The organism is Paraburkholderia yinzeri, from assembly GCF_046581065.1.
In the GTDB taxonomy this organism is placed as follows: domain Bacteria; phylum Pseudomonadota; class Gammaproteobacteria; order Burkholderiales; family Burkholderiaceae; genus Paraburkholderia.
This window is the reverse complement of the sequence record NZ_JBFOCJ010000001.1, coordinates 1,611,350-1,631,929: the sequence shown is the minus strand read 5'-3', so window position 1 is coordinate 1,631,929 and position 20,580 is coordinate 1,611,350. Positions and strand designations below refer to the sequence as shown.

17 protein-coding genes are annotated in these 20,580 nt (G+C 67.3%); 13 read left to right on the top strand and 4 right to left on the bottom strand.

Going from position 1 to position 20,580, the window contains the following annotated elements; translation table 11 throughout:
• Positions 1 to 122: 122 nt before the first annotated feature.
• A complete protein-coding gene (gene icd / locus WJ542_RS07810; protein WP_411188726.1) occupies positions 123 to 1,379 on the bottom strand; it encodes an NADP-dependent isocitrate dehydrogenase in 1,257 nt (418 codons plus the stop codon).
• A 298-nt stretch (positions 1,380 to 1,677) separates the two neighbouring features.
• Here icd and WJ542_RS07805 point away from each other — a divergent pair, with 298 nt between their 5' ends.
• The 10 genes from WJ542_RS07805 to WJ542_RS07760 all read left to right on the top strand — a co-directional run bounded on the left by WJ542_RS07805 (position 1,678) and on the right by WJ542_RS07760 (position 13,760).
• Positions 1,678 to 2,265 (top strand): pseudouridine synthase, encoded by a 588-nt coding sequence (locus WJ542_RS07805; protein ID WP_411188725.1) that lies wholly within the window; start codon positions 1,678 to 1,680, stop codon positions 2,263 to 2,265.
• A 343-nt stretch (positions 2,266 to 2,608) separates the two neighbouring features.
• A complete protein-coding gene (locus WJ542_RS07800) occupies positions 2,609 to 2,806 on the top strand; it encodes a hypothetical protein (protein WP_411188724.1) in 198 nt (65 codons plus the stop codon).
• A gap of 223 nt (positions 2,807 to 3,029) precedes the next feature.
• A complete protein-coding gene (locus WJ542_RS07795) occupies positions 3,030 to 3,572 on the top strand; it encodes a DUF192 domain-containing protein (protein ID WP_411188723.1) in 543 nt (180 codons plus the stop codon).
• A gap of 375 nt (positions 3,573 to 3,947) precedes the next feature.
• The gene (gene fusA, locus WJ542_RS07790; RefSeq protein WP_411188722.1) at positions 3,948 to 6,056 is read left to right on the top strand and encodes an elongation factor G; all 2,109 of its coding nucleotides are present in this window, start codon (positions 3,948 to 3,950) and stop codon (positions 6,054 to 6,056) included.
• A 95-nt stretch (positions 6,057 to 6,151) separates the two neighbouring features.
• The gene (locus tag WJ542_RS07785; RefSeq protein WP_411188721.1) at positions 6,152 to 6,688 is read left to right on the top strand and encodes a cupin domain-containing protein; all 537 of its coding nucleotides are present in this window, start codon (positions 6,152 to 6,154) and stop codon (positions 6,686 to 6,688) included.
• A 139-nt stretch (positions 6,689 to 6,827) separates the two neighbouring features.
• Positions 6,828 to 8,492, top strand: coding sequence for an ABC transporter substrate-binding protein (locus WJ542_RS07780; protein WP_411188720.1), 1,665 nt, complete (start codon positions 6,828 to 6,830; stop codon positions 8,490 to 8,492).
• 40 nt (positions 8,493 to 8,532) lie between these two features.
• A complete protein-coding gene (locus WJ542_RS07775; protein ID WP_411188718.1) occupies positions 8,533 to 9,564 on the top strand; it encodes an ABC transporter permease in 1,032 nt (343 codons plus the stop codon).
• On the top strand, positions 9,561 to 10,436 hold the full coding sequence (locus tag WJ542_RS07770; protein WP_411188717.1) for an ABC transporter permease: 876 nt from the start codon (positions 9,561 to 9,563) through the stop codon (positions 10,434 to 10,436). The genes WJ542_RS07775 and WJ542_RS07770 overlap by 4 nt, the downstream gene beginning before the upstream one ends.
• Positions 10,433 to 12,457, top strand: a complete 2,025-nt coding sequence (locus WJ542_RS07765; protein WP_411188716.1) for a dipeptide ABC transporter ATP-binding protein — start codon at positions 10,433 to 10,435, stop codon at positions 12,455 to 12,457. The genes WJ542_RS07770 and WJ542_RS07765 overlap by 4 nt, the downstream gene beginning before the upstream one ends.
• Positions 12,458 to 12,956: 499 nt before the next feature.
• Complete coding sequence (locus WJ542_RS07760) at positions 12,957 to 13,760, top strand: hypothetical protein (RefSeq protein ID WP_411188715.1); 804 nt, start codon at positions 12,957 to 12,959, stop codon at positions 13,758 to 13,760.
• A 188-nt stretch (positions 13,761 to 13,948) separates the two neighbouring features.
• Here WJ542_RS07760 and WJ542_RS07755 read toward each other — a convergent pair whose 3' ends face one another.
• A complete protein-coding gene (locus WJ542_RS07755) occupies positions 13,949 to 14,794 on the bottom strand; it encodes an aldo/keto reductase (protein ID WP_411188713.1) in 846 nt (281 codons plus the stop codon).
• Between the two features lie 206 nt (positions 14,795 to 15,000).
• Here WJ542_RS07755 and WJ542_RS07750 point away from each other — a divergent pair, with 206 nt between their 5' ends.
• The gene (locus WJ542_RS07750; RefSeq protein ID WP_411188712.1) at positions 15,001 to 15,747 is read left to right on the top strand and encodes a GntR family transcriptional regulator; all 747 of its coding nucleotides are present in this window, start codon (positions 15,001 to 15,003) and stop codon (positions 15,745 to 15,747) included.
• A gap of 3 nt (positions 15,748 to 15,750) precedes the next feature.
• Here the strand turns inward: WJ542_RS07750 and WJ542_RS07745 are convergent, their stop codons facing one another.
• Positions 15,751 to 17,196, bottom strand: a complete 1,446-nt coding sequence (locus WJ542_RS07745) for a CoA transferase (protein ID WP_411188711.1) — start codon at positions 17,194 to 17,196, stop codon at positions 15,751 to 15,753.
• Positions 17,197 to 17,320: 124 nt separating this feature from the next.
• Between WJ542_RS07745 and WJ542_RS07740 the strand changes: the two genes are divergently transcribed.
• Complete coding sequence (locus WJ542_RS07740; RefSeq protein WP_411188710.1) at positions 17,321 to 18,547, top strand: citrate synthase family protein; 1,227 nt, start codon at positions 17,321 to 17,323, stop codon at positions 18,545 to 18,547.
• Positions 18,548 to 18,607: 60 nt separating this feature from the next.
• Here WJ542_RS07740 and WJ542_RS07735 read toward each other — a convergent pair whose 3' ends face one another.
• Positions 18,608 to 18,949 carry a DUF2917 domain-containing protein gene (locus WJ542_RS07735; RefSeq protein ID WP_411188709.1) on the bottom strand — a complete coding sequence of 114 codons (342 nt, stop codon included), beginning with the start codon at positions 18,947 to 18,949 and terminating at the stop codon, positions 18,608 to 18,610.
• A gap of 150 nt (positions 18,950 to 19,099) precedes the next feature.
• On the opposite strand from WJ542_RS07735, the gene WJ542_RS07730 reads away from it, so the two are divergent.
• Complete coding sequence (locus tag WJ542_RS07730; RefSeq protein WP_411188708.1) at positions 19,100 to 20,530, top strand: aminotransferase-like domain-containing protein; 1,431 nt, start codon at positions 19,100 to 19,102, stop codon at positions 20,528 to 20,530.
• Positions 20,531 to 20,580 lie beyond the last annotated feature (50 nt).

Genomic DNA, 20,580 nt, shown 5'->3' with positions numbered 1-20,580 from the left:
AACTTCCCCTCCAAAAAACATGGATTCCCCTACACGCTATCGGACTAAGAAAAACAAAAACCCCGACGACACATAGTGTACATCGGGGTTTACCGGACTTCTTCGGATCACATCGATTTCATTTACATATTTTCGATCATCACCTGGCCGAATCCCGAGCACGACACCTGCGTCGCGCCTTCCATCAGGCGTGCGAAGTCATAGGTCACGCGCTTCTGGAGAATCGATTTCTCCATCGAAGCGATGATGAGATCGGCGGCCTCGGTCCAGCCGAGGTGGCGCAGCATCATTTCGGCCGAGAGAATCTCCGAGCCCGGATTGACGTAGTCCTTGCCGGCATACTTCGGCGCGGTGCCGTGCGTGGCCTCGAACATCGCCACCGAGTCCGAGAGGTTGGCGCCCGGCGCAATGCCGATGCCACCCACCTGGGCCGCCAGCGCGTCGGAGATATAGTCGCCGTTCAGGTTCAGCGTCGCGATCACGTCGTATTCGGCGGGGCGCAACAGGATCTGCTGCAGGAACGCGTCGGCAATCACGTCTTTGATGACGACGTCGCCGCCCGTCTTCGGGTTCTTCACTTTCATCCACGGACCGTCGTCGATCAGTTCCGCGCCGAACTCGCGCTGCGCGAGCGCATAGCCGTAGTCGCGGAATGCGCCTTCGGTGAATTTCATGATGTTGCCTTTGTGCACGAGCGTCACCGAGCGGCGCTCGTTGTCGAGCGCGTACTGGATCGCCTTGCGCACGAGGCGGTCGGTGCCCTCGCGCGAGACCGGCTTGATGCCGAGGCCCGACGACTCGGGAAAGCGGATCTTCGACACGCCCATCTCGTCGCGCAGGAACTTGATGATCTTCTTCGCGCCTTCCGATTCGGCCGGCCATTCGATGCCCGCGTAGATGTCTTCCGAGTTCTCGCGGAAGATCACCATGTTGACCTTCTCCGGCGCACGCACCGGCGAGGGCACGCCCTTGAAGTACTGCACGGGGCGCAGGCATACGTAGAGATCCAGTTGCTGGCGCAGCGCCACGTTCAGCGAGCGGATGCCGCCGCCCACCGGCGTCGTGAGCGGCCCCTTGATGGAGACGACATACTCCTTCACGGCGTCGAGCGTCTCCTCGGGCAGCCACACGTCGGGGCCGTAGAGACGCGTGGCTTTCTCGCCCGCGTAGATCTCCATCCAGTGCAGCTTGCGCTGGCCGCCGTAGGCCTTCGCCACCGCCGCGTCGACAACCTTGATCATCACCGGCGTGATGTCGACGCCCGTGCCGTCGCCTTCGATATACGGGATGATCGGCTGATCGGAGACGTTGAGCGAGAAATCCGCGTTGACGGTGATCTTGTCACCGTCCGTCGGAACCTTGATGTGCTGATACGGCATGATCGACTCCAGTTAGGGACCTGGCTGGTAGTAGCAGTAGCGAATCGTGCGCTGCGCGGCCGGCGCGGTCGATGCTCGCGGCGAGAAGATGTAGCGTCGCATGCTGCGCACCGCCCGTCCGCGTGACGGTCTGGGCGTTATTCTAGCCCACGCCCTGCAATGGCGTGCCACCCGGCAGGACTCCCGCGCAGACGTCGATGTCTTATGTCTTATAGAAGACACGCGATACGATCGGGCGGGTTATGCATTAAGATTCCGCCGCGCCCCACAGCCATCACTCACGACTCGCCCGCTTTCCATGCGCTTAATCGCCCTCAATAAACCGTTCGGTACGATTTGCCAGTTTTCGCCGCACGAAACCCGTCTGACGTTGGCCAACTGGGTCAGGACACCGGGCGTCTATCCGGCCGGCCGGCTCGATGCGGACAGCGAGGGGCTCCTGCTGCTCACCGACGACGGCGCACTCCAGGCACGCATTGCCGAACCGCGGCGCAAGCTCGTGAAGCGCTACTGGGCACAGGTCGAAGGCGAGCCCGATGCCGCGGCGCTTGCCACGCTCGAACGCGGCGTGGATCTCGGCGACTTCGTGACGCAGCCCTGTCGCGCAACGGTGATTGCCTCCCCCGAACCTCTCTGGCCGCGCAACCCGCCCATTCGCTACCGTGCGTCGATTCCCACGACATGGGTCGAACTCGCGATCAGCGAAGGCAAGAACCGACAGGTCCGTCGCATGACAGCGGCCGTCGGATTTCCCACGCTGCGGCTCGTGCGCGTCGCGATCGGTGCGCTCGATATTTTTTCGCTCGACCTCGCCCCCGGCGCAAGCATCGAGGTTCCCACCGACGCGCCATGGCAGTCTGCACGCCGCACGCCCTCGTCCAAATGACTGTTGCGTAAGCACTTTTTGATTCGACGCAAATAGCGCGACGTCGTGCTCGCTGTCGTTGCAGTGATTTGCAAGCGAAATAGAAATTTCGCGTCAACCGCCTCGCGAGACCGCGCGTTATTCGACGCAGATGCCCTCCGAAGCTATCCGGCATTCAGCCTTCAGGTACCCGCCTTGCGCGCGCAAGCCGTCATGACGTGGTCCGGACCGCTGGCAGATGCGTTCGCGAATTCATTCGATTTTCTCGACCGCGCCTGTCAACCGAAAGGTGGATGGCACGTTTACCGACCTGATCCAATAACCGGGTCACTTGGTTAATTAACTCAAGCTGAGGATTCACAACATGAACAAACTGATCGCTGCTCTGATCGCTGGCCTCTTCGCAACGGCTGCATTCGCACAAGCTTCGGCTCCGGAAGCTGCTTCGGCTGCTCCGGCTGCTGCTGCTTCGTCGGCTCACAAGGCAATGAAGAAGAAGTCGCACAAGAAGTCGCACAAGAAGGCCGCTGCTGCTGAAGCCGCTTCGGGCGCTTCGGAGTAAGCTTTTTGTAAGGCGCATCGACGATCGGCATTCGTTGCCGCTCTTCATCGCGTTGAAAGGCAGAGCGTCGCAAGGCGTTCTGCCTTTTTGTTTTTGGGCGCTGCAATCCGCGCGTTTTTCCGTGCCGCGCATGGCGTGTCATCGTTCGTAGCCGACACGCTTTGACCCGCTTCGACTTACTCGCGTAACATGCGCGAGTTAATCTCAAGCAAGGAGTCCTGTCGTGCGATTTTCCCTGCGCCCGCTTGTCGGGTCGCTTCTCGTGCCGCTATTTGCGCGCTACGCGTTCGCCATTGCCTTGCCGTTCGCCGCCGCCGCGAGCCTGGCCGCGGCCACATTCGCCATGCCCAGCGTCGCCCACGCCCAGCAGATGCCTCCCGGCGCGAAGCAGCCCGGCGACTTCCCGCGCGTGAAGCTGACTGCCGGCATGTTCGTGATCGATGCCGCCGTGGCTGCCAACGACGCGGACCGCGAACAGGGCCTCATGTATCGCACCCAGCTCGCGCCGAACGAAGGCATGCTGTTCGTGTTCGGCGAAAACGCCGTGCACTGCTTCTGGATGAAGAACACGCTGATCCCGCTGTCGATCGCGTTCATCCGCCAGGACGGCACGGTCACCGACATCGACGAGATGCAGGCCGAAACGACCAACAACCACTGTCCGCGTAACAACGGCTACTACGCGCTCGAAATGAGCCAGGGATGGTTCACGTCGAAGGGCATCAAGCCGGGCATGAAGATCGAAGGTCTGCCGCCCGTGCAGTGAGATCCGCCTGACGCACGCCAGCGCTTGTTCGGCGAACGCTGCGGCGCTCGCAGCGGAACTGCCCGGGCGCGCCGCCGCTCCCCATCCTGCCGGCCGGCCCCGCTTCCCGCGGCGCCGGTTTTTTCTTGCCGTTTCGGAACGCTCGCGGGCTCCCCGCCCAACGCGCCTGTCCGCACCAGGCCGGCGTAGGCCCGCGGCCCCTGCGGCGCAACCCGGCGTACCTGACGCGCTTCCAGCAAAAGCGCCGCCGAGGCGCTATCCTAGTATTCTGGCTTGCGCGGCGCCCTGGGCGCCGCGCGTTGCGCCGGGTGCGCGCGCAGCTCGCGCCGCGCGGCGTCCGGCACCTTCCACGGCGCGTATTCCAAGGAGATCACCGTGCCTCGCAAGACTCCCATCGAGCGCTATCGCAACATCGGGATCAGCGCTCACATCGATGCCGGCAAAACCACCACGACCGAACGGATCCTGTTCTACACCGGCGTGAATCACAAGCTCGGCGAGGTTCACGACGGCGCGGCGACCATGGACTGGATGGAACAGGAACAGGAGCGCGGCATCACGATCACCTCGGCCGCGACCACCGCGTTCTGGAAGGGCATGGCCGGCAACTACCCCGAGCACCGCATCAACATCATCGACACCCCGGGGCACGTCGACTTCACCATCGAAGTCGAGCGCTCCATGCGCGTGCTCGACGGCGCGTGCATGGTGTACGACTCCGTGGGCGGCGTGCAGCCGCAGTCGGAAACGGTGTGGCGCCAGGCGAACAAGTACAAGGTGCCGCGCATCGCGTTCGTCAACAAGATGGACCGCGTGGGCGCGGACTTCTTTCGCGTGCAGCGGCAGATCGGCGAGCGCCTGAAGGGCGTGGCCGTGCCGATCCAGATTCCGGTGGGCGCCGAGGATCACTTCCAGGGCGTGGTCGATCTCGTGAAGATGAAGGCGATCGTCTGGGACGACGAGAGCCAGGGCGTGAAGTTCGAGTACGAGGACATCCCGGCCAATCTCGTCGAACTGGCGCACGAATGGCGCGAGAAGATGGTCGAGGCCGCCGCCGAGGCGGACGAAGTGCTGCTCGAAAAGTACCTCGAAGATCACGAGAGCCTGACCGAAGAGGAAATCAAGGGCGCGCTGCGCAAACGCACGATCGCGAACGAGATCGTGCCGATGCTGTGCGGCAGCGCGTTCAAAAACAAGGGCGTGCAGGCGATGCTCGACGCGGTAATCGACTACCTGCCCTCGCCCGTGGACATCCCCGCGATTCTCGGCCACGACCTTCACGACAAGGAAATCGAGCGCCATCCAAGCGACGACGAGCCGTTCTCCGCGCTTGCGTTCAAGATCATGACCGACCCCTTCGTCGGACAACTGATCTTCTTCCGCGTCTACTCGGGCGTGGTCGAATCGGGCGACACCGTGCTCAACGCGACGAAGGACAAGAAGGAGCGTCTCGGCCGGATCCTGCAGATGCATGCGAACGAGCGCAAGGAAATCAAGGAAGTGCGCGCGGGCGACATCGCGGCGGCGGTCGGCCTGAAGGAAGCGACCACGGGCGACACGCTCTGCGATCCGGCCCACGCCATCGTACTCGAAAAGATGATCTTCCCGGAGCCCGTGATCTCGCAGGCCGTCGAGCCGAAGACCAAGGCCGACCAGGAGAAGATGGGCATCGCGCTCAATCGCCTCGCGCAGGAAGACCCATCGTTCCGCGTGCAGACCGACGAGGAATCCGGCCAGACCATCATCTCCGGCATGGGCGAGCTGCACCTCGAAATTCTGGTCGACCGCATGAAGCGCGAGTTCGGCGTGGAAGCGACCGTCGGCAAGCCGCAGGTGGCCTATCGCGAGACCGTGCGCAACAAGGTAGAGGGCGTGGAAGGCAAGTTCGTCAAGCAGTCGGGCGGGCGCGGCCAGTACGGCCACGCGGTCATCACGCTCGAACCGCAGCCGCCGGGCAAGGGCCATGAGTTCGTCGACGCCATCAAGGGCGGCGTGATTCCGCGCGAGTTCATCCCGGCCGTGGAAAAGGGTATCGCGGAGACGCTCAAGGCAGGCGTGCTCGCGGGCTATCCGGTGGTCGACACGAAAGTCACGCTCACGTTCGGTTCGTACCACGACGTCGATTCGAACGAAAACGCTTTCCGCATGGCCGGTTCGATGGCCTTCAAGGAAGCGATGCGCAAGGCGAAGCCCATCCTGCTCGAACCGATGATGGCCGTGGAAGTGGAAACGCCCGAGGACTTCATGGGCAACGTGATGGGCGACCTCTCCAGCCGCCGCGGCATCGTGCAGGGCATGGAGGACATCGCGGGCGGCGGCGGCAAGATCGTGCGCGCCGAAGTGCCGCTCTCCGAAATGTTCGGCTACTCCACGTCGCTGCGCTCGCTCACGCAGGGCCGCGCCACGTACACGATGGAGTTCAAGCACTACGCCGAAACGCCGCAGAACGTGGCCGAAGCGGTCATCAACGCAAAGAAGACCTAAGCACTCCGGCTTTTCCTCACCGCAAGCCCGTCCCTCGCGGGACGGGCTTTTTCAATGGATAAACCGCCGATCGAGAGCGGACAGGAGACAGGACGATGAGCCACGATCACCCCCACCATCACACCCACCATCGCGACGACGCGGCGCCCACCGGCCCGGTGGACTGGCGCGAGCACGGCGTCAAGGTCATCCGCGGCGACCAGCTCGACGCCAATACGGCGCAGACACCCGGCATGAACCGCGCGGCCGCCATCAATGCGGCTCGCGTGGGCGCGCAGAAGATCTGGGCCGGCACCGTCACGATTCACCCGAATGCGAAGACGGGCGCACACCATCACGGCGCGCTCGAAAGCGTGATCTACGTGGTGCGCGGGCACGCGCGCATGCGCTGGGGCGAACACCTCGAATTCACGGCCGAAGCCGGACCCGGCGACTTCATCTTCGTGCCGCCGTACGTGCCGCACCAGGAAATCAATGCGAGTACCGACGACCCGCTCGAATGCGTGCTCGTGCGCAGCGACAACGAAGCCGTCGTCGTCAATCTGAACATCGATGCCGTCGAAGCGCCGGAAACGGTCTACTGGGTCGATCCCATCCACCGCCATCCGCACGATCACCAGGACGATCACTAAGCGCGCCGCCTGGCGCAGGCCCCGCCGGATCGCTTAAACTGGACCCGAATTCGTCGTCTGCCGCACCGCATGCCGCCGTCGCGCCAGTCCAGAGGGCCTGGGCGCGCCCACTCACGGAACCGCACGGGAACCCGCATCGATGAAACGACCGCCGTCTGCCGCCTTCGCCCCCTTTGACTCCTTCGGCACGTCACGGCGCAATGCCGGCGATTACGGCAACCACGCTATCGACGAATACCTCGCCGGCCGCCTCACGCGCCGCGAACTGCTGCGCTACGCAGGCGTGCTGGGCCTGACGGGCCTCGTGGCCACGCTCGCACCTCGCACGGCGCGCGCCGCGCAACAGCCGACCAACCAGACCATCCGCGTGGCGCACCTGATGCCGGCGGGCGCCGTCGATCCGCTCACCGTCACCGACGCGGGCGGTCTCTGCCTGCTCAACCAGACCGGCGAGTTCCTGCTGAACGACGACGCCAACGACCGGCTCCAGCCCGCCCTCGCGCTCTCATGGCAGCCGAACGACAAGGCGGACGTCTGGACCTTCAAGCTGCGCCCGAACGTGAAATTTCATGACGGTCAACCGTTCGGCGCCAAAGACGTGGTGGCGACGTTCGACCGTCTCGCCGACCCGGCGAGCGGCTCGGCGGCACTATCGGTGCTAAAGGGCGTGCTCTCGAAGGGAGCCGCGAAAGTGCTCGACGACCACACGGTCCAGTTCCATCTCGACGCACCGAACGGCAACTTCCCCTACTACGTCTCCTCCGACAATTACAACGCCGTGATCCTGCCGGCGAATTACGCGGGCAACTACGAGAAGAGCTTCGTCGGCACGGGGCCGTTCAAGCTCGAGCACTACCAGCCGCGGCAAGGCGCGAGCTTCGTGCGCAATCCCGACTACTGGGGCGAAAAGGCGCTGCCCGCGCGCGTGCAGTTCGCGTTCTACGCCGACGAGCCGGCCCAGATCCTCGCCCTGCAGGGCCAGCAGGCCGACGTCATGGGCACGTTCACCGTACAGGGTGGTTTCGGCATCCTGAACAATCCCGACTTCAAGGTGATCGGCGTGCGCTCCAGCGCGCACCGCCAGATCCACATGCGCAACGACGTGCCCACCTTTCGCGACAAACGCGTGCGCCAGGCGCTGGCTCTCGCGCTCGATCGCGACGTGATGGTGCGCGGGCTCTTCAAGGGCCGCGCGGTGGTCGGCAACGACAGCCCGTTCGCACCGGTGTTCCCGTCGACGGCGACCACCGTGCCGCAGCGCGCGCTGAATGTCGCGAAGGCACGCGAATTGCTCGCTCAGGCCGGCGTGGCAAACGGCTTCGACGTGACGCTGACGACCGAGAAGTACATGGAGATTCCCGACCTGGCCGTGGTTGTGCAGAACGCGGCGAAAGCGATCGGCGTGCGCATCGCGCTGAAGGTCGAGAGCCAGGGGCAGTACTACGGTGCAGGCACGTACGGCAAATCGGACTGGCTGGACTCGCCGCTCGGCATGACCGACTACGGCCATCGCGGCGTGCCGAATGTGTTCCTCAACGCGCCGCTCACGAGCGGCGGCACGTGGAATGCTGCGCACTTTCGCAACGCGCAGTACGACAAGCTCGTGGCCGACTTCGTCGCGACGCTCGACGTCGCGGCGCAGAAAAAGGTCGCGGCACAGATCGAAACGCTGCTGCTCGAGGAGACGCCTGTGATCATTCCATACTTCTACGACCAGTTGATCGCGCAGCGCACCGCGCTGCAAGGCATGCGCTTCACGGCGCTCGCGCAGCTCTACTTCGACCGCGCCACGCTCGCTGCATGATCCGCCCACGGCGCCCCGCGCCGACCGCTCCTGGAGTCCGATGGCTACGCAGTTGACGAGTCCGCCCCGATCGCCTCATTCGCCACGGACGGCGACCCGTACGAGACGCGCCGCGGGCGCATTGTGCTTTTTCGCGCGCCGCGCAGGCTGGGCGCTCTTTACGCTCTGGCTCCTCTCCGTGCTCGTGTTCGCGGGCGGCCAGCTACTGCCCGGCGACATTGGCCGAGCGGTGCTGGGACCGCTCGCCGACGCGCGCGCCGTCGCGGCCCTCGATCATCAGCTCGGCGCGGATCGCCCCGCGATCGGGCAGTACCTCGTCTGGATGGCCCACGCGCTGCGCGGCGACTTCGGCATGTCGTGGAGCTACCGCCAGCCGGTCGCCCCATTCGTCGGCGCGGCGCTGCTGCAGTCGGCCAGGCTCGGCCTCTGCGCGTTCGTCGTGGTCGTGCCGCTCGGCATCGGCGGCGGGGTCTGGGCCGCGCTGCACGCGGGCCGCTGGCTCGACCGCGCGATCAGCACGCTCGGCCTGTGCGCGAGCGCCGTGCCCGAGTTCGTCTCGGCGATCGTGCTGATCCTCGTGTTCGGCGTATGGCTGCGCTGGCTGCCCATCGAAGCCGTCGCGCCGCCCGGCGCCGGTGTGCTCGAAACGCTGCGGCATCTGCTGCTGCCCGTGCTGCCACTGGTCTTCGTCTTCTTCGGCTATCTCGCGCGCATGACGCGCGCGGGCATGCTGGGCGCACTCGATGCCGACTACACGCGCACCGCGATCCTCAAAGGCCTGCCCCGCCGCGTCGTGATCATGCGGCATGTGCTGCGCAACGCGCTCCTGCCCACCGTCACCGTCGCGGCGACGCAGCTCGGCTATCTGATCGGCGGGCTCGTCGTCGTGGAAACGCTGTTCCGCTATCCCGGCATCGGCTCGCTGATCTACAACGCCGCGCGAGCGAAGGATTTTCCGCTGCTGGAAGCCGGCGTGCTGGCCATCGGCGCAGTCTATACGCTGGCCAACCTCGGCGCCGATGCGCTGCACGCACTGCTCGATCCGCGGCTGCGCACGACAGGACACGCATGAACGACACCGTCACCGACTCCTCGATTGCTCCGCCCGACCACGCCGCCGAACGCTTCGGTCTCCTGCGCGAGCTGTTGCGCTCCCCCGCATTCGTCGCAGGCACGCTGATCGTGCTGGGGTGGATCGTGTGCGCGCTCGCGGGGCAATGGCTCGCGCCGTTCGACCCCTATGCGTCCGACCCGCTCGGCTCGCTCATGCCGCCCGATCATACGCACTGGTGCGGCACCGATCAGTTGGGCCGCGACATCTGCTCGCGCGTGATCGCGGGCGCGCGCGACATCCTTACGATCGCACCGCTCGCCACGCTCGCGGGCACCCTGACAGGCACCGCGCTCGGTCTCGTTACAGGCTACTTCGAAGGTTTCGCGGGCAGCCTCATTGCGCGCATGCTCGACGCGGTGCTCGCGCTGCCGCTCGTGATCGTCGCGCTGATGGTGCTCGCCGCCGTGGGCGCCTCGAATCTCGCGGTGATTCTCGTGATCGGCCTTACCTTCGCGCCGCTGATCGCACGCACGGTGCGCGCCGCGGTGCTGGCCGAGCGTCACCTGGACTACGTCGCCGCGGCGCGTCTGCGCGGCGAGCGCGCTCCCTATGTGATGTTCGCGGAGATCCTGCCTAACGTGTGGCCGCCCATCGTCGTGGAGGCGACGGTACGGCTGAGCTACGCGATCTTTGCCGTCGCGACGCTCTCGTTCCTCGGCTTCGGCATCCAGCCGCCCTCAGCCGACTGGGGCCTCGCGCTCGCCGAATCGTATGCGCTGCTCGCGGGCGGCGCGTGGTGGACCGTCGCCTTCGACGCGCTGGCCATCGCCTCGCTCGTGGTGGCCGTGAACCTGATCGCCGACAGCCTGCGCGAGGCGCTCGAATCATGAACGCGCGGCACAACAGCGGGGGCGCCAAAGACGATGCCCTCGTGCTGGTCGGCCTCACGGTGGCCTATCGCGTGAAAGGCCGCGAGCGCGACGTGCTCACCGACGTCTCGCTGCGCATCCGCCAGGGCGAAGCCTATGGGCTCGTCGGCGAATCGGGCTGCGGCAAGTCGACGGTCGCGCTCGCCGCGCTGCGCTATCTGCCGCGCAATGGCCGCGTGAAGGCCGGGCGCATCGCGATCGCCGGCGCCGACGTGCTCGCGCTCGACGCCGACGGCCTGCGCCGCTTGCGCGCCGGTGCCGTATCGATGGTTTATCAGGACCCCGCGAGTGCGCTCAATCCCTCGCTCACGATCGCGCGCCAACTGAGCGAGGCTTTCGAGGCAGCGGGCGCGAGCCCGGCGGACGCACTCGCGCGTTCGCCCGAGATGCTCGGACGCGTGCGTATTGCCGATCCGGCACGCGTGATGGCGAGCTACCCGCATCAGCTTTCCGGCGGAATGCAGCAGCGCGTGGTGATCGCGATGGCGCTCGCGTCGAACCCGTCGCTCCTGATTCTCGACGAACCCACCACCGGACTCGACGCCACCGTCGAAGCCGAAGTGCTGGCATTGATCGCGCAATTGCGCGCCGAGATCGGCATGGCGGTGCTGCTCATCAGCCACGATCTGGCCGTGATCGGCAAGATGTGCGAGCGCGTCGGCGTGCTGTATGCGGGACGTCTCGTCGAGGAAGGCGACACGCGCGACGTCTTCGCGCGCGCACGCCATCCCTACACGGTGGGCCTGCTGCGCTGCCTGCCCACACGCGGACGCAGCAAGGACGAAGGGCCGCTCGACACGATTGCGGGCGAGCCCCCTGCGCCCGGCACGCTGGCGCACGGCTGCGTGTATGCGCCGCGCTGCCGCCTTGCCGACGCGCGCTGCGTCGAGCAGGCGCCGCCCCCACATCGCCTGGACGCGCCGCATGGCGCGCAGATGGCGCGCTGCCACTATCACGAGCGCGCCATGGAGCTGCCGCCCGCCGAACCGGCGAGCACGCACGCGCCGGCTGCCCCTGCCGAACCCGAGGTGGTCCTGCGCGCAGTCGACGTATCGCATACGTTCGGCCAGGGCAGCGAGGCCGTGCGCGCGCTCGACGGCGTCTCGATCGACTTGCGCTCGGGCGAGACGCTCGGCCTCGTCGGCGAGTCGGGCAGCGGCAAGACCACGCTCGCGAAGCTGCTGCTAGGCCTCTACGCGCCCGACTCGGGCGGGCGCATCGAACTCGCGGGCGAGACCTTGCCGGCCCGCGTCGGGCGGCGCAGCAAGAAGCAGCTCGAAGCGCTGCGGCTCGTGTTCCAGCATCCGGATGCCTCGCTCAATCGCGCGCTGCCGGTCGAACGCCTGATCGGCCGGGCACTCGCCCGCACCACCGGAACCGACGCTCCCGACGAAACGCGGCTCGCCGCCCTGCTCGACGCGGTCCGCGTGCCCCTGCGCTATCTCACGGCGCGCTCGCGCCAGCTTTCGGGCGGCCTCAGGCAGCGCGTGGCGATCGCCCAGGCTTTCGCGGGCGAGCCGCGCGTGGTGATCTGCGACGAACCGACTTCGGCACTCGACGTTTCGGTGCAGGCCGCGATCCTGAATTTGCTTGCGCGCCTGCAGCGCGAACGCCGCGTGAGCTATCTCTTCATTTCGCACGACCTCGACGTCGTGCGCTACCTCGCCGATCGCGTGATGGTCCTCTACGCGGGCCAGGTGGTCGAGATAGGCCCGACCGGCGCGCTGTTCGGCGCACCGAGCCATCCGTATACAGAAACGCTGCTCGCCGCGCGAGCTTTGCGCGAACGCGAGGCGTTCGATGCACGGGCGCCGGCGACCGGCTGTGTCTTCTGTGCGCAATGCCCGCGCCGCATCGGCACGATCTGCGATGAAGAGGCGCCGCCGTTCGCGCCAGCGAGCGATGGACATCTCATACGCTGCCATATTCCCGTCGCCGAACTGCGCGTGCTGCAGGACGACGCGAACGCCGCGCAAAAGTAGCGCCGAAGCGGGCGGCGTCGTGCTCGTCTGCAACGAAAACACTCGCGCCACGCGCCCGCGTTTCATCGTCGAAACGTTTTCAGCGATTTTTCCTGCACACAAGCGCTACAAACATTGTTAAGTGGCGCTGCGGGGCGGGTCTGCGGCCGATGGCATGGAACTCGCTATATCGTTTTCAGGCATCCGGCCGCTGCCCTTGACGTGATACCGCGGGTCGTCAGGTCAGGCCAGCGGATGGCCGGTAGCACGATGCACTTGTTTTCTGCCGCCCCGCCCCCGCGGGCTACGACAACCAGCAAGGAGTCCTGCCTATCCGGCCGCCCGCCGATTCGTCGGCCGGATGTCCTGCAGACCGCTCCCGCCGGCTATGCTGCGCATGCTGGCGCCGTGCGATCACGACCTGACGGGGGTCGGCGTGTGTGCGCAACCGCACGCTGCCAGACATAAGGCGCACGAGAGGCAACGGCTGCAACATGCCGCTGCCTCCCGGGAGAAAGCAATGAACAATACGACCATTCATCAGTACTACTATCGGATAACCCGGGGAGCCGCGGCGTGCGTGGTCGGTGCGAGCCTGTTGCTGCCCGCGCTCGCGGCGCACGCCGGGGATAGCGAAGACGTCGACGCGCAACTGATCATCGGCGCCGCTCCCGCGCTGACGGCGAGCGGCGCGCAAGCTACGTCCCCCGTGGTGCAAATCGCCCAGACCGACGCTTCCGGCGCCGATGGGGCGTCCGGTTCCGGCGCGCTGGCCGCAGACGTCGCCGCGGTATTCGCGCTAGACGACACCTGCGCCGGCAAGCGAGGCGGCTGCGGCGGATCGGGCGGATCGGGTGGATCGGGCAACAGCGGTGGCGGCGCGGGCGCGGGTGCGGCCGGCGCAGGTTCCAGCGGCTCGGCAGGCGCGGCCGGCAGCAGCGGCAGCGCAGGGCACGGAGGGTCGAGCGGCGGAGGCAGCTCCGGCGGTGGGAGCGGCAGTTCTGGCGGCGGCGGTAGCTCCGGTGGTGGGGGCGGCAGTTCCGGCGGCGGCGGTAGCTCCGGTGGTGGTGGTAACTCCGGCGGCGGCGGCAACTCAGGTGGAGGCGGTAGCTCCGGCAGTTCCGGCGGCTGCGGTTGCGGTGGCGCGGCAGGAGGGGCTGGCGCAGCCGGCGGCGGGTTTGGCGGCAGCGCTGGCGGTGGCTTCGGTGGCGGTTTCGGCGGTGGCTTTGGTGGTGGTTTCGGCAGCGGCCACGGCAACAGCGGCAGTGGCCATGGCGGCGGCAGTGGCCACGGCGGCGGTCACGGCGGCGGCGGTGGTCATTGACCTCGCACGGCGGTGCGCACGCACCACCTCAGCTCCCCCGAATGGGCGCGATGGCCGATCGCGCCTTTCCAGGCAACGGCGGCGGTCTCCCGGTCCCCCGGCCGGGAACCGCCGCCGGGGACCGGATGCCGGCTTCCCCTGCTGTCTGCTCGCAACGCGCTTTCGTCTGAATCGCCTTTAAAGCATTCTCAGAGCATTTCGAGCGGCCGCTTGCCGCGTGGCGGTTTGAAGTACGTGTCGAGCGCAGCGTAGTCCTGCGGGCTCAGGACGAGATCGAGCGCCGCGCGATTGTCGCGCACGTGTTCGATGCGCGCCGCCTTGGGAATCGCACACACGCCCGGCTGACGCAGCACCCAGGCCATTGCGACCTGATACACCGACACGCCGTGCGCCTGAGCGATGTCGTCGAGCGGCGAACGCTTCGGCAGCCGCGCATGATCGACGGGGCTATACGCCATCACCGGCATGCGATGCTCCGCGCTCCAGGGCAGCAGATCGAATTCCGCGCCGCGCCGCGCGACGTTGTAGAGAATCTGGTTCGTTGCGCAAGCCTCTCCGCCTGACACGTCGAAGAGCGCTTCCATGTCGCCGGTATCGAAATTACTCACGCCCCAGTGGCGGATCTTGCCCGCGCGCGCGAGCGCCGCGAAGCCCTCGACCGTTTCCTCGAGCGGCACGCCGCCGGGCCAGTGCAGCAGATAGAGGTCGAGCCGGTCGGTGCCGAGGCGCTTGAGGCTGGCCTCGCAGGCCGTCTGCACGCCGCGCCGGCTCGCGTTGTGCGGATACACCTTGCTCACGAGAAACGCTTCGTCGCGCAGGCCCCGCAAGGCCTCGCCGACCAGCAGTTCGGTTGCGCCGTCACCGTACATCTCGGCGGTGTCGATGAGCGTCATGCCGAGCGCAATGCCCTCGCGCAGCGCGGCGATCTCTTCGCCGCGTCGCGCGGCGCGCTCGCCCATCTCCCACGTGCCCTGGCCGAGCTTCGGAATGCGTTCGCCATCGGGCAGTGCGACGCTGGGCAGTTCGGTAGTCATGTTGGCTGGCTCCTTGCACCGCGCCCGAACCGCCTGCGCGGCGAAAAGCGGCAACGGTCGAGCGCGAAGACACGCGAAGTATCGCGTAAGGAACCAGTGTAGCGCCTCGCACAGCACCGGATCATGCGCGCCTCCGTAACTCGCCCATTAGCGAACTGATGCGCCTATGTCATAAAATTGCCGTTCGCCTTTCATGCCCGTTTCCCATGAACGCACTCACGGAAGACCGCTGGCGCGATCTGCGCCCGGACCCGGACAACGATACGCCGCTCTATCTGCAGCTCGCACGCAAGCTGAGCACCGCCATTCACGAGAACCGCTGGAACGCCGGCGAGGCGCTGCCGTCCGAGCGCGTGCTGGCCGACGCGCTCGGCGTCTCGCGCATCACGGCGCGCAAGGCGATTGCGCTCCTCGTCGAGCAGGGGTTGATCCGCCGCACGCAGGGCGCAGGCAGTTTCATCACGCCGCGCTACGAAGATCCGCTCTCGCGCCTCACGAGCTTCAGCGAGATGCTGCGCCAGCGCGGCTTCACGCCCAGCTCGCGCTGGCTCTCGCGCGAAATCCAGCCGGCCAGCCGCGACGAAGTGATCCAGCTCGGCCTCTCGCCCGCGGCCGCTGTCACACGGCTGAAACGTCTGCGGCTCGCGGACGGCATCGTCATGGCCGTGGAAAATTCCACCTTTCCGGCCGCGCTGATTCCCGATCCGGGCGCGATCGGCGATTCGCTCTACAGCTTTCTGGAACAGCGCGGCCTTGCGATCGTGCGCGCGTTGCAGCACTTTCGCGCCGTCAATGCGAGCGAGGAAATCGCGCAGCAGATGAGCATCGCGCGCAACGAAGCGCTCCTGCTCATCACGCGCGTGGGCTACACGGCCGACCAGCGCGCCATCGAGCTCACCGACACCTACTGCCGCAACGACTATTACGATTTCGTTGCGGAGCTGCGCAAGTAGGCTTCAGGCGGAGCAGCCGGGCCACGCGGGCGCATCGGTGCCGATTGGCACGGGCGGTCGGGCGAAATGCGCCGGCGTGAGCGAGAGCCGCTCGGCGCTGGCCGCCACCCGCAGCCGCCCGAACGGCGAGTCCATGGTTTCGAGGCAATCGGCCACGTCCTGCGCCTGCGGGTCGGGCACGCGCTGGCCCTCCTCCACCCTGCCCATCGTTTGCAGCCAGCGCCCCGTCTGCGCGAGCGAGACGCGCACGTGCCAACTGCCGCCTTCCGTGGCACGACGCGCGAGCGCAACCATCGCACCGAACGCCGCCAGATAGCCCGTTGCATGATCGAGCGCCTGGCAAGGCAGCGGCCGCGGCGCCTCGAACGGCTCGACACCGCTGCCGCGCGAAGCCTCCACGCTCTCTGCCCAGACGATGCCGCTCGCGGACTGCACGAGACTGTCGAAGCCACGCCGCTCGCGCCACGGCCCGCGATGGCCATAGGCGCTGACCGAAACGCACACGATGCCGGGCCGCAAACGCGCCAGCTCCTCGGGCGCGAAGCCGCGCGCGGCGAGCGCGCCGGGGCGGTACGACTGCAGGAAAACGTCGGCGTCGCGCGCGAGCTCGCGCAGCGCCTCACATCCCGCGCGCTCGCGCAGATCGAGCGTGGTGGAGCGTTTGCCGCGGCCGTTGTCGATCACGAGCGGCGCGATATTGGGCAGATGCGCGCCGTTCACGAGCAGCACGTCGGCGCCATGCGAGGCGAGCGTGCGGCCTGCCACCGGCCCCGCGATGATGCGCGTGAGGTCCAGCACGCGCACGCCTTCGAGCGGACGCAAGCGGTCCGCATGGCCTGCGCGCTCGAACGGTGCCCTGGGCATCTCGCGCGGCGCATCGCCAATACGCTCGATCTCGAACAGCGGCAGGTTCGCAATGGCCTTGGCCTGCTCGAGCGCGGCCCACTCGCGCGGCGAACGAATGAGCGCCGCGCAGAGGCCGGCCTGCGCGAGCGCGCTGTCGAGCTCGGCGCCGTCCCAGCCGCGGATGGCCGCGGCCACGGTCTCGCGCTCGCCCGTGCAGCCGAGCACGCGCAGAATCCCTTCGAGGTGGTGGGCAAAGTTCGCATGAAGCTGAATCCAGCGGCCGTCGCGCGTCGCGAAGTAGCCCGTCACCGGATGACTCAGTTCGATCGGCGGCCCGCCCTCCACGCTCAGATAGCGCTCGCTGCGAAACGCCGCGAGCGCGCGGCGCACGTCGACGTCCACGCGCTGCGCCTCGCCGCTGCGCATGCGGTGAAGCTGCGCCGCCGCGAGCCCCGCCGCGCCGATCGTCGCCGCCGCCAGCGTGCCGACGCGAAATACCGATGGCAGTCCCGGGTCTTCACCCTCGATCTGCAGCATGTCGAGCGCGGCAGGATCGCAATCGGCCAGCATCCAGAGGTGTTCGAGCGCGTCGCGGGGCGTCATGGCGGCCACTCCTTCGAATTCGTGGGAAGTGCCACCGAGTCTAGTTTCATGGTGGACAAGCAATCAATCTTGATTAATATAATCAATATAGATTGATTTTTCGGGTTTTCCCACGCGAGCCACCATGTCCAGCTATATGACCGCAGCCGAAGCCGCCGACACGCTCGGCATCAGCCGGGCCACGCTCTACGCCTACGTGAGCCGCGGGCTGCTCTCCTCCGCGCCCGCGGCCGTTGGCCGCCAGAACCGCTACTCCGCCGCCGAAGTGCGCCGCCTCGCGCGCCGCAAGGCCGACGGCAAGCGCGCCGGCAAGGTCGCGCAGAAAGTGCTGGACTGGGGCGTGCCCGTGCTCGAATCGTCGATCACGCTCATCGCCGACGGCAAGCTGCGCTATCGCGGCCAGGACGCCGTCGAACTCGCCCGGCACGCCACGCTAGAGGAAGTCGCCGCGCTGCTCTGGGAATGCTCTCCGCGCCGGATCATGGAGGCACCGCCCACACCCATCACGGCGGCGCAATGGGCCGCGTGGCTCAAGCTCTGGAGCGCGCATACGCCGGTCGAACGCGCGCTCGTGCTGCTGCCGGCCGCCGCCGCGCAGATGCCGCGCGTCTGGGCGCAAGGCCGGGACGCGCAGATCGATACGGGTTCGATATTGATGCGCCTGCTGGCCGCCGCGCTAATTTCCGCGGCGCCGTCGAACGAGCCGCTGCACCGCCAGCTTGCGTCGGCCTGGGGCCTGAGATCGCGCGCGCAGGCCGAGCTGCTGCGCGCGGCGCTGGTGCTGTGCGCCGATCATGAATTGAATGCCTCGACGTTCTCGGTCCGCTGCATCGTCTCGACCGGCATGCATCTGTTCGGCGCCGCGGCAGGCGGCCTGGCGGCGCTGGCGGGCCCGCGCCACGGCGGCGAGACGGTGCGCGTGGCCGCGCTCTTCGACGACGCCGCGCGCGCCGGCGACCTGCATCGCTTTCTCGCGGAGCGCCTCGTGCCCGACGAGCACGGCATGGCCGCGCGGCTCGCCGGCTTCGGCCATCCGCTTTATCCGGAGGGCGATCCGCGCGCGCGGCTGCTGCTCGACCAGCTTGCGCAGCGCGCGCCGGCGCGTTCGGCGATGGGCGAGATCGATGCGCTTGCACAAGCCGTGGCCGAAACCACGAGCGCTCGCCCGACCCTCGATTTCGCGCTGGCAGCTATCGAACGCGTGCTCGAACTGCCGCGCGGCGCGGCCTTCACGCTGTTCGCCGCGGGCCGCGTAACGGGCTGGATCGCGCACGCGCTGGAGCAGATTGCCGATGGACGGTTGATCCGTCCTCGCGCGCGCTATGTGGGGGAGTTTGCCGAAGCGGGCTGAAGCGGAGCCCAGGCGGCGAGCCAGGCGCTTACGTGGCTACCTGGCTACCTGGCCCACAGGCTAGCCCGCTGCCCGCGTGCGCCAGCCGCTACGCGAGGCCCAGCCGCGCAACGCCCCGGCAAGCGTGGCCGCGAAGCCGGGCACCTCGACCGGGCGCGTTGCCCCCGACGCACCGCCCAACGCCATCATGAAGCGCGCCCCCGCGCTCCCTGCGCTGAGGCGCACGGCGATCCCGCCCGCAAGCTCCAGCGATTCGCCCTTGCGCAGCCAGTAGTCGCTCGCATCGCCGTCCATCGTCAGCCAAAGCTCGCCTTCGGTCACATGCAGTTGCAGCGGCTGCGCCAGCCGCCAGGTCTGCACGGGCTCCTGATGTTCCAGCTCGAAAACACGGATTTCGCGCATCGCTTCGCTCCTTGAATGCCCTTCCCGGTTGAAGCATTATTGCGGTCAGCGCCACCGTAACCCATGCACAGTTCCGAACAGTTCGTTCGGAACTGTGCAGTCAAAAAACCGGACAGTTATCCCGCTGCCGGCTGAAGCCGCGAGGCCCGCATGAAACTCGAACTCGACCGCGCAAGCCAGGTTCCGCTCACCGACCAGATCGTCGCCGGCGTGCAGGACTGGATCCGCTCGCGCTCGGCGCATCCCGGCGCACGCCTGCCGTCGATCCGCCAGTTCGCCACCGACTACCGCATCAGCCGCTTTCCCGTGATCGAGGCCTACGACCGTCTCGTCTCGCTCGGCTATCTCGACTCGCGGCACGGCTCGGGCTTCTACGTGAGCGAACACGCCCAGGCGGGCATGGCCGGCATGGGCACCTGCGACCCCGCGAACGCCGCCGACGAATCGGGCCACCTGCTCTCCGCGCTCAACCGGCCCGGCGAAGTGCTGCAGCTCGACAGCGGCTCGATCCCGCAGGCCTGGCGCGACCTCGATGCGATCGGCCAGGCGATCCGCCATGTCTCGCGCACCGACCCGACGAGTCTCGTCGACTACGGTTCGCCGCTCGGCGAAGCGACGCTGCGCGAGCATCTGCGCAACCGGCTCGCACCGCTCGGCATCGTCGCCGATACGCAGCAGATCCTCATTACCGAAGGCGCGAGCGAGGGCCTCGATCTGCTGATCCGCTACATGCTCAAGCCCGGCGACACGGTGTTCGTGGAAGACCCCGGCTACTACAACCTCTACGGCCTCCTGAAGCTGCACGGCGTCAAGCTCGTCGGCATCCGGCGCACGGCCATCGGTCCGGACCTCGACCACCTGCATGCGATGCTGGCCGAACACCGGCCGCGCGCGTACTTCGTCAACACCGTGTTCCATAACCCGACCGGCACGACGATCACGCCGCCCGTCGCCTTCCGCTTGCTGCAGCTCGCACGCGAGCACCGCTTCACGATCGTCGAGGACGACATCTACGCCGACTTCCAGGCCGATCCCACCGACCGCCTCGCCGCACTCGACCAGTTCGAGCACGTGGTGTACGTGGCGGGGCTGTCGAAAACGCTGTCGTCTTCGCTGCGCGTGGGTTATGTCGTCGCCCGCCCCGAGGTGACGCGCGATCTCGCGTCCATCAAGGCGCTCACCACCATCAGCGGCTCGCGCTTCACCCAGGCCGTGGCCGCCACGCTGCTCGAGCGCGGCGCCTATCGCAAGTACCTCGAACGATTGCGGCGGCGCATGGCGGAGGCGCTCGGCAACGCCACGCGCACGCTGGACGATCACGGCTGGGAACTCTTCGCCCGGCCGGCGGGCGGCGTCTTCACCGGCAAGTTCGGCGGCAAGTTCGTCTGTGCGCGCGTCCCGCACATCGAGGATTCGGCGAAGCTCGCGGCATGCGCCGAGGCCTTCGGCGTCACCGTGTCGCCGGGTAGCCACTTCCGGCCGCACGGCGAGACAAGCCCGTGGATCCGCATCAATGCGGCGCTCGTGCTCGATCCGCGCGCCCAGGCGTTCTTCACGGCGGCGGCGAGGCTGGACGCCTGACTCCAGGCTGCGACCGTTCCCCGAGCCCCCATGGCGTCCCGCCCGACTGC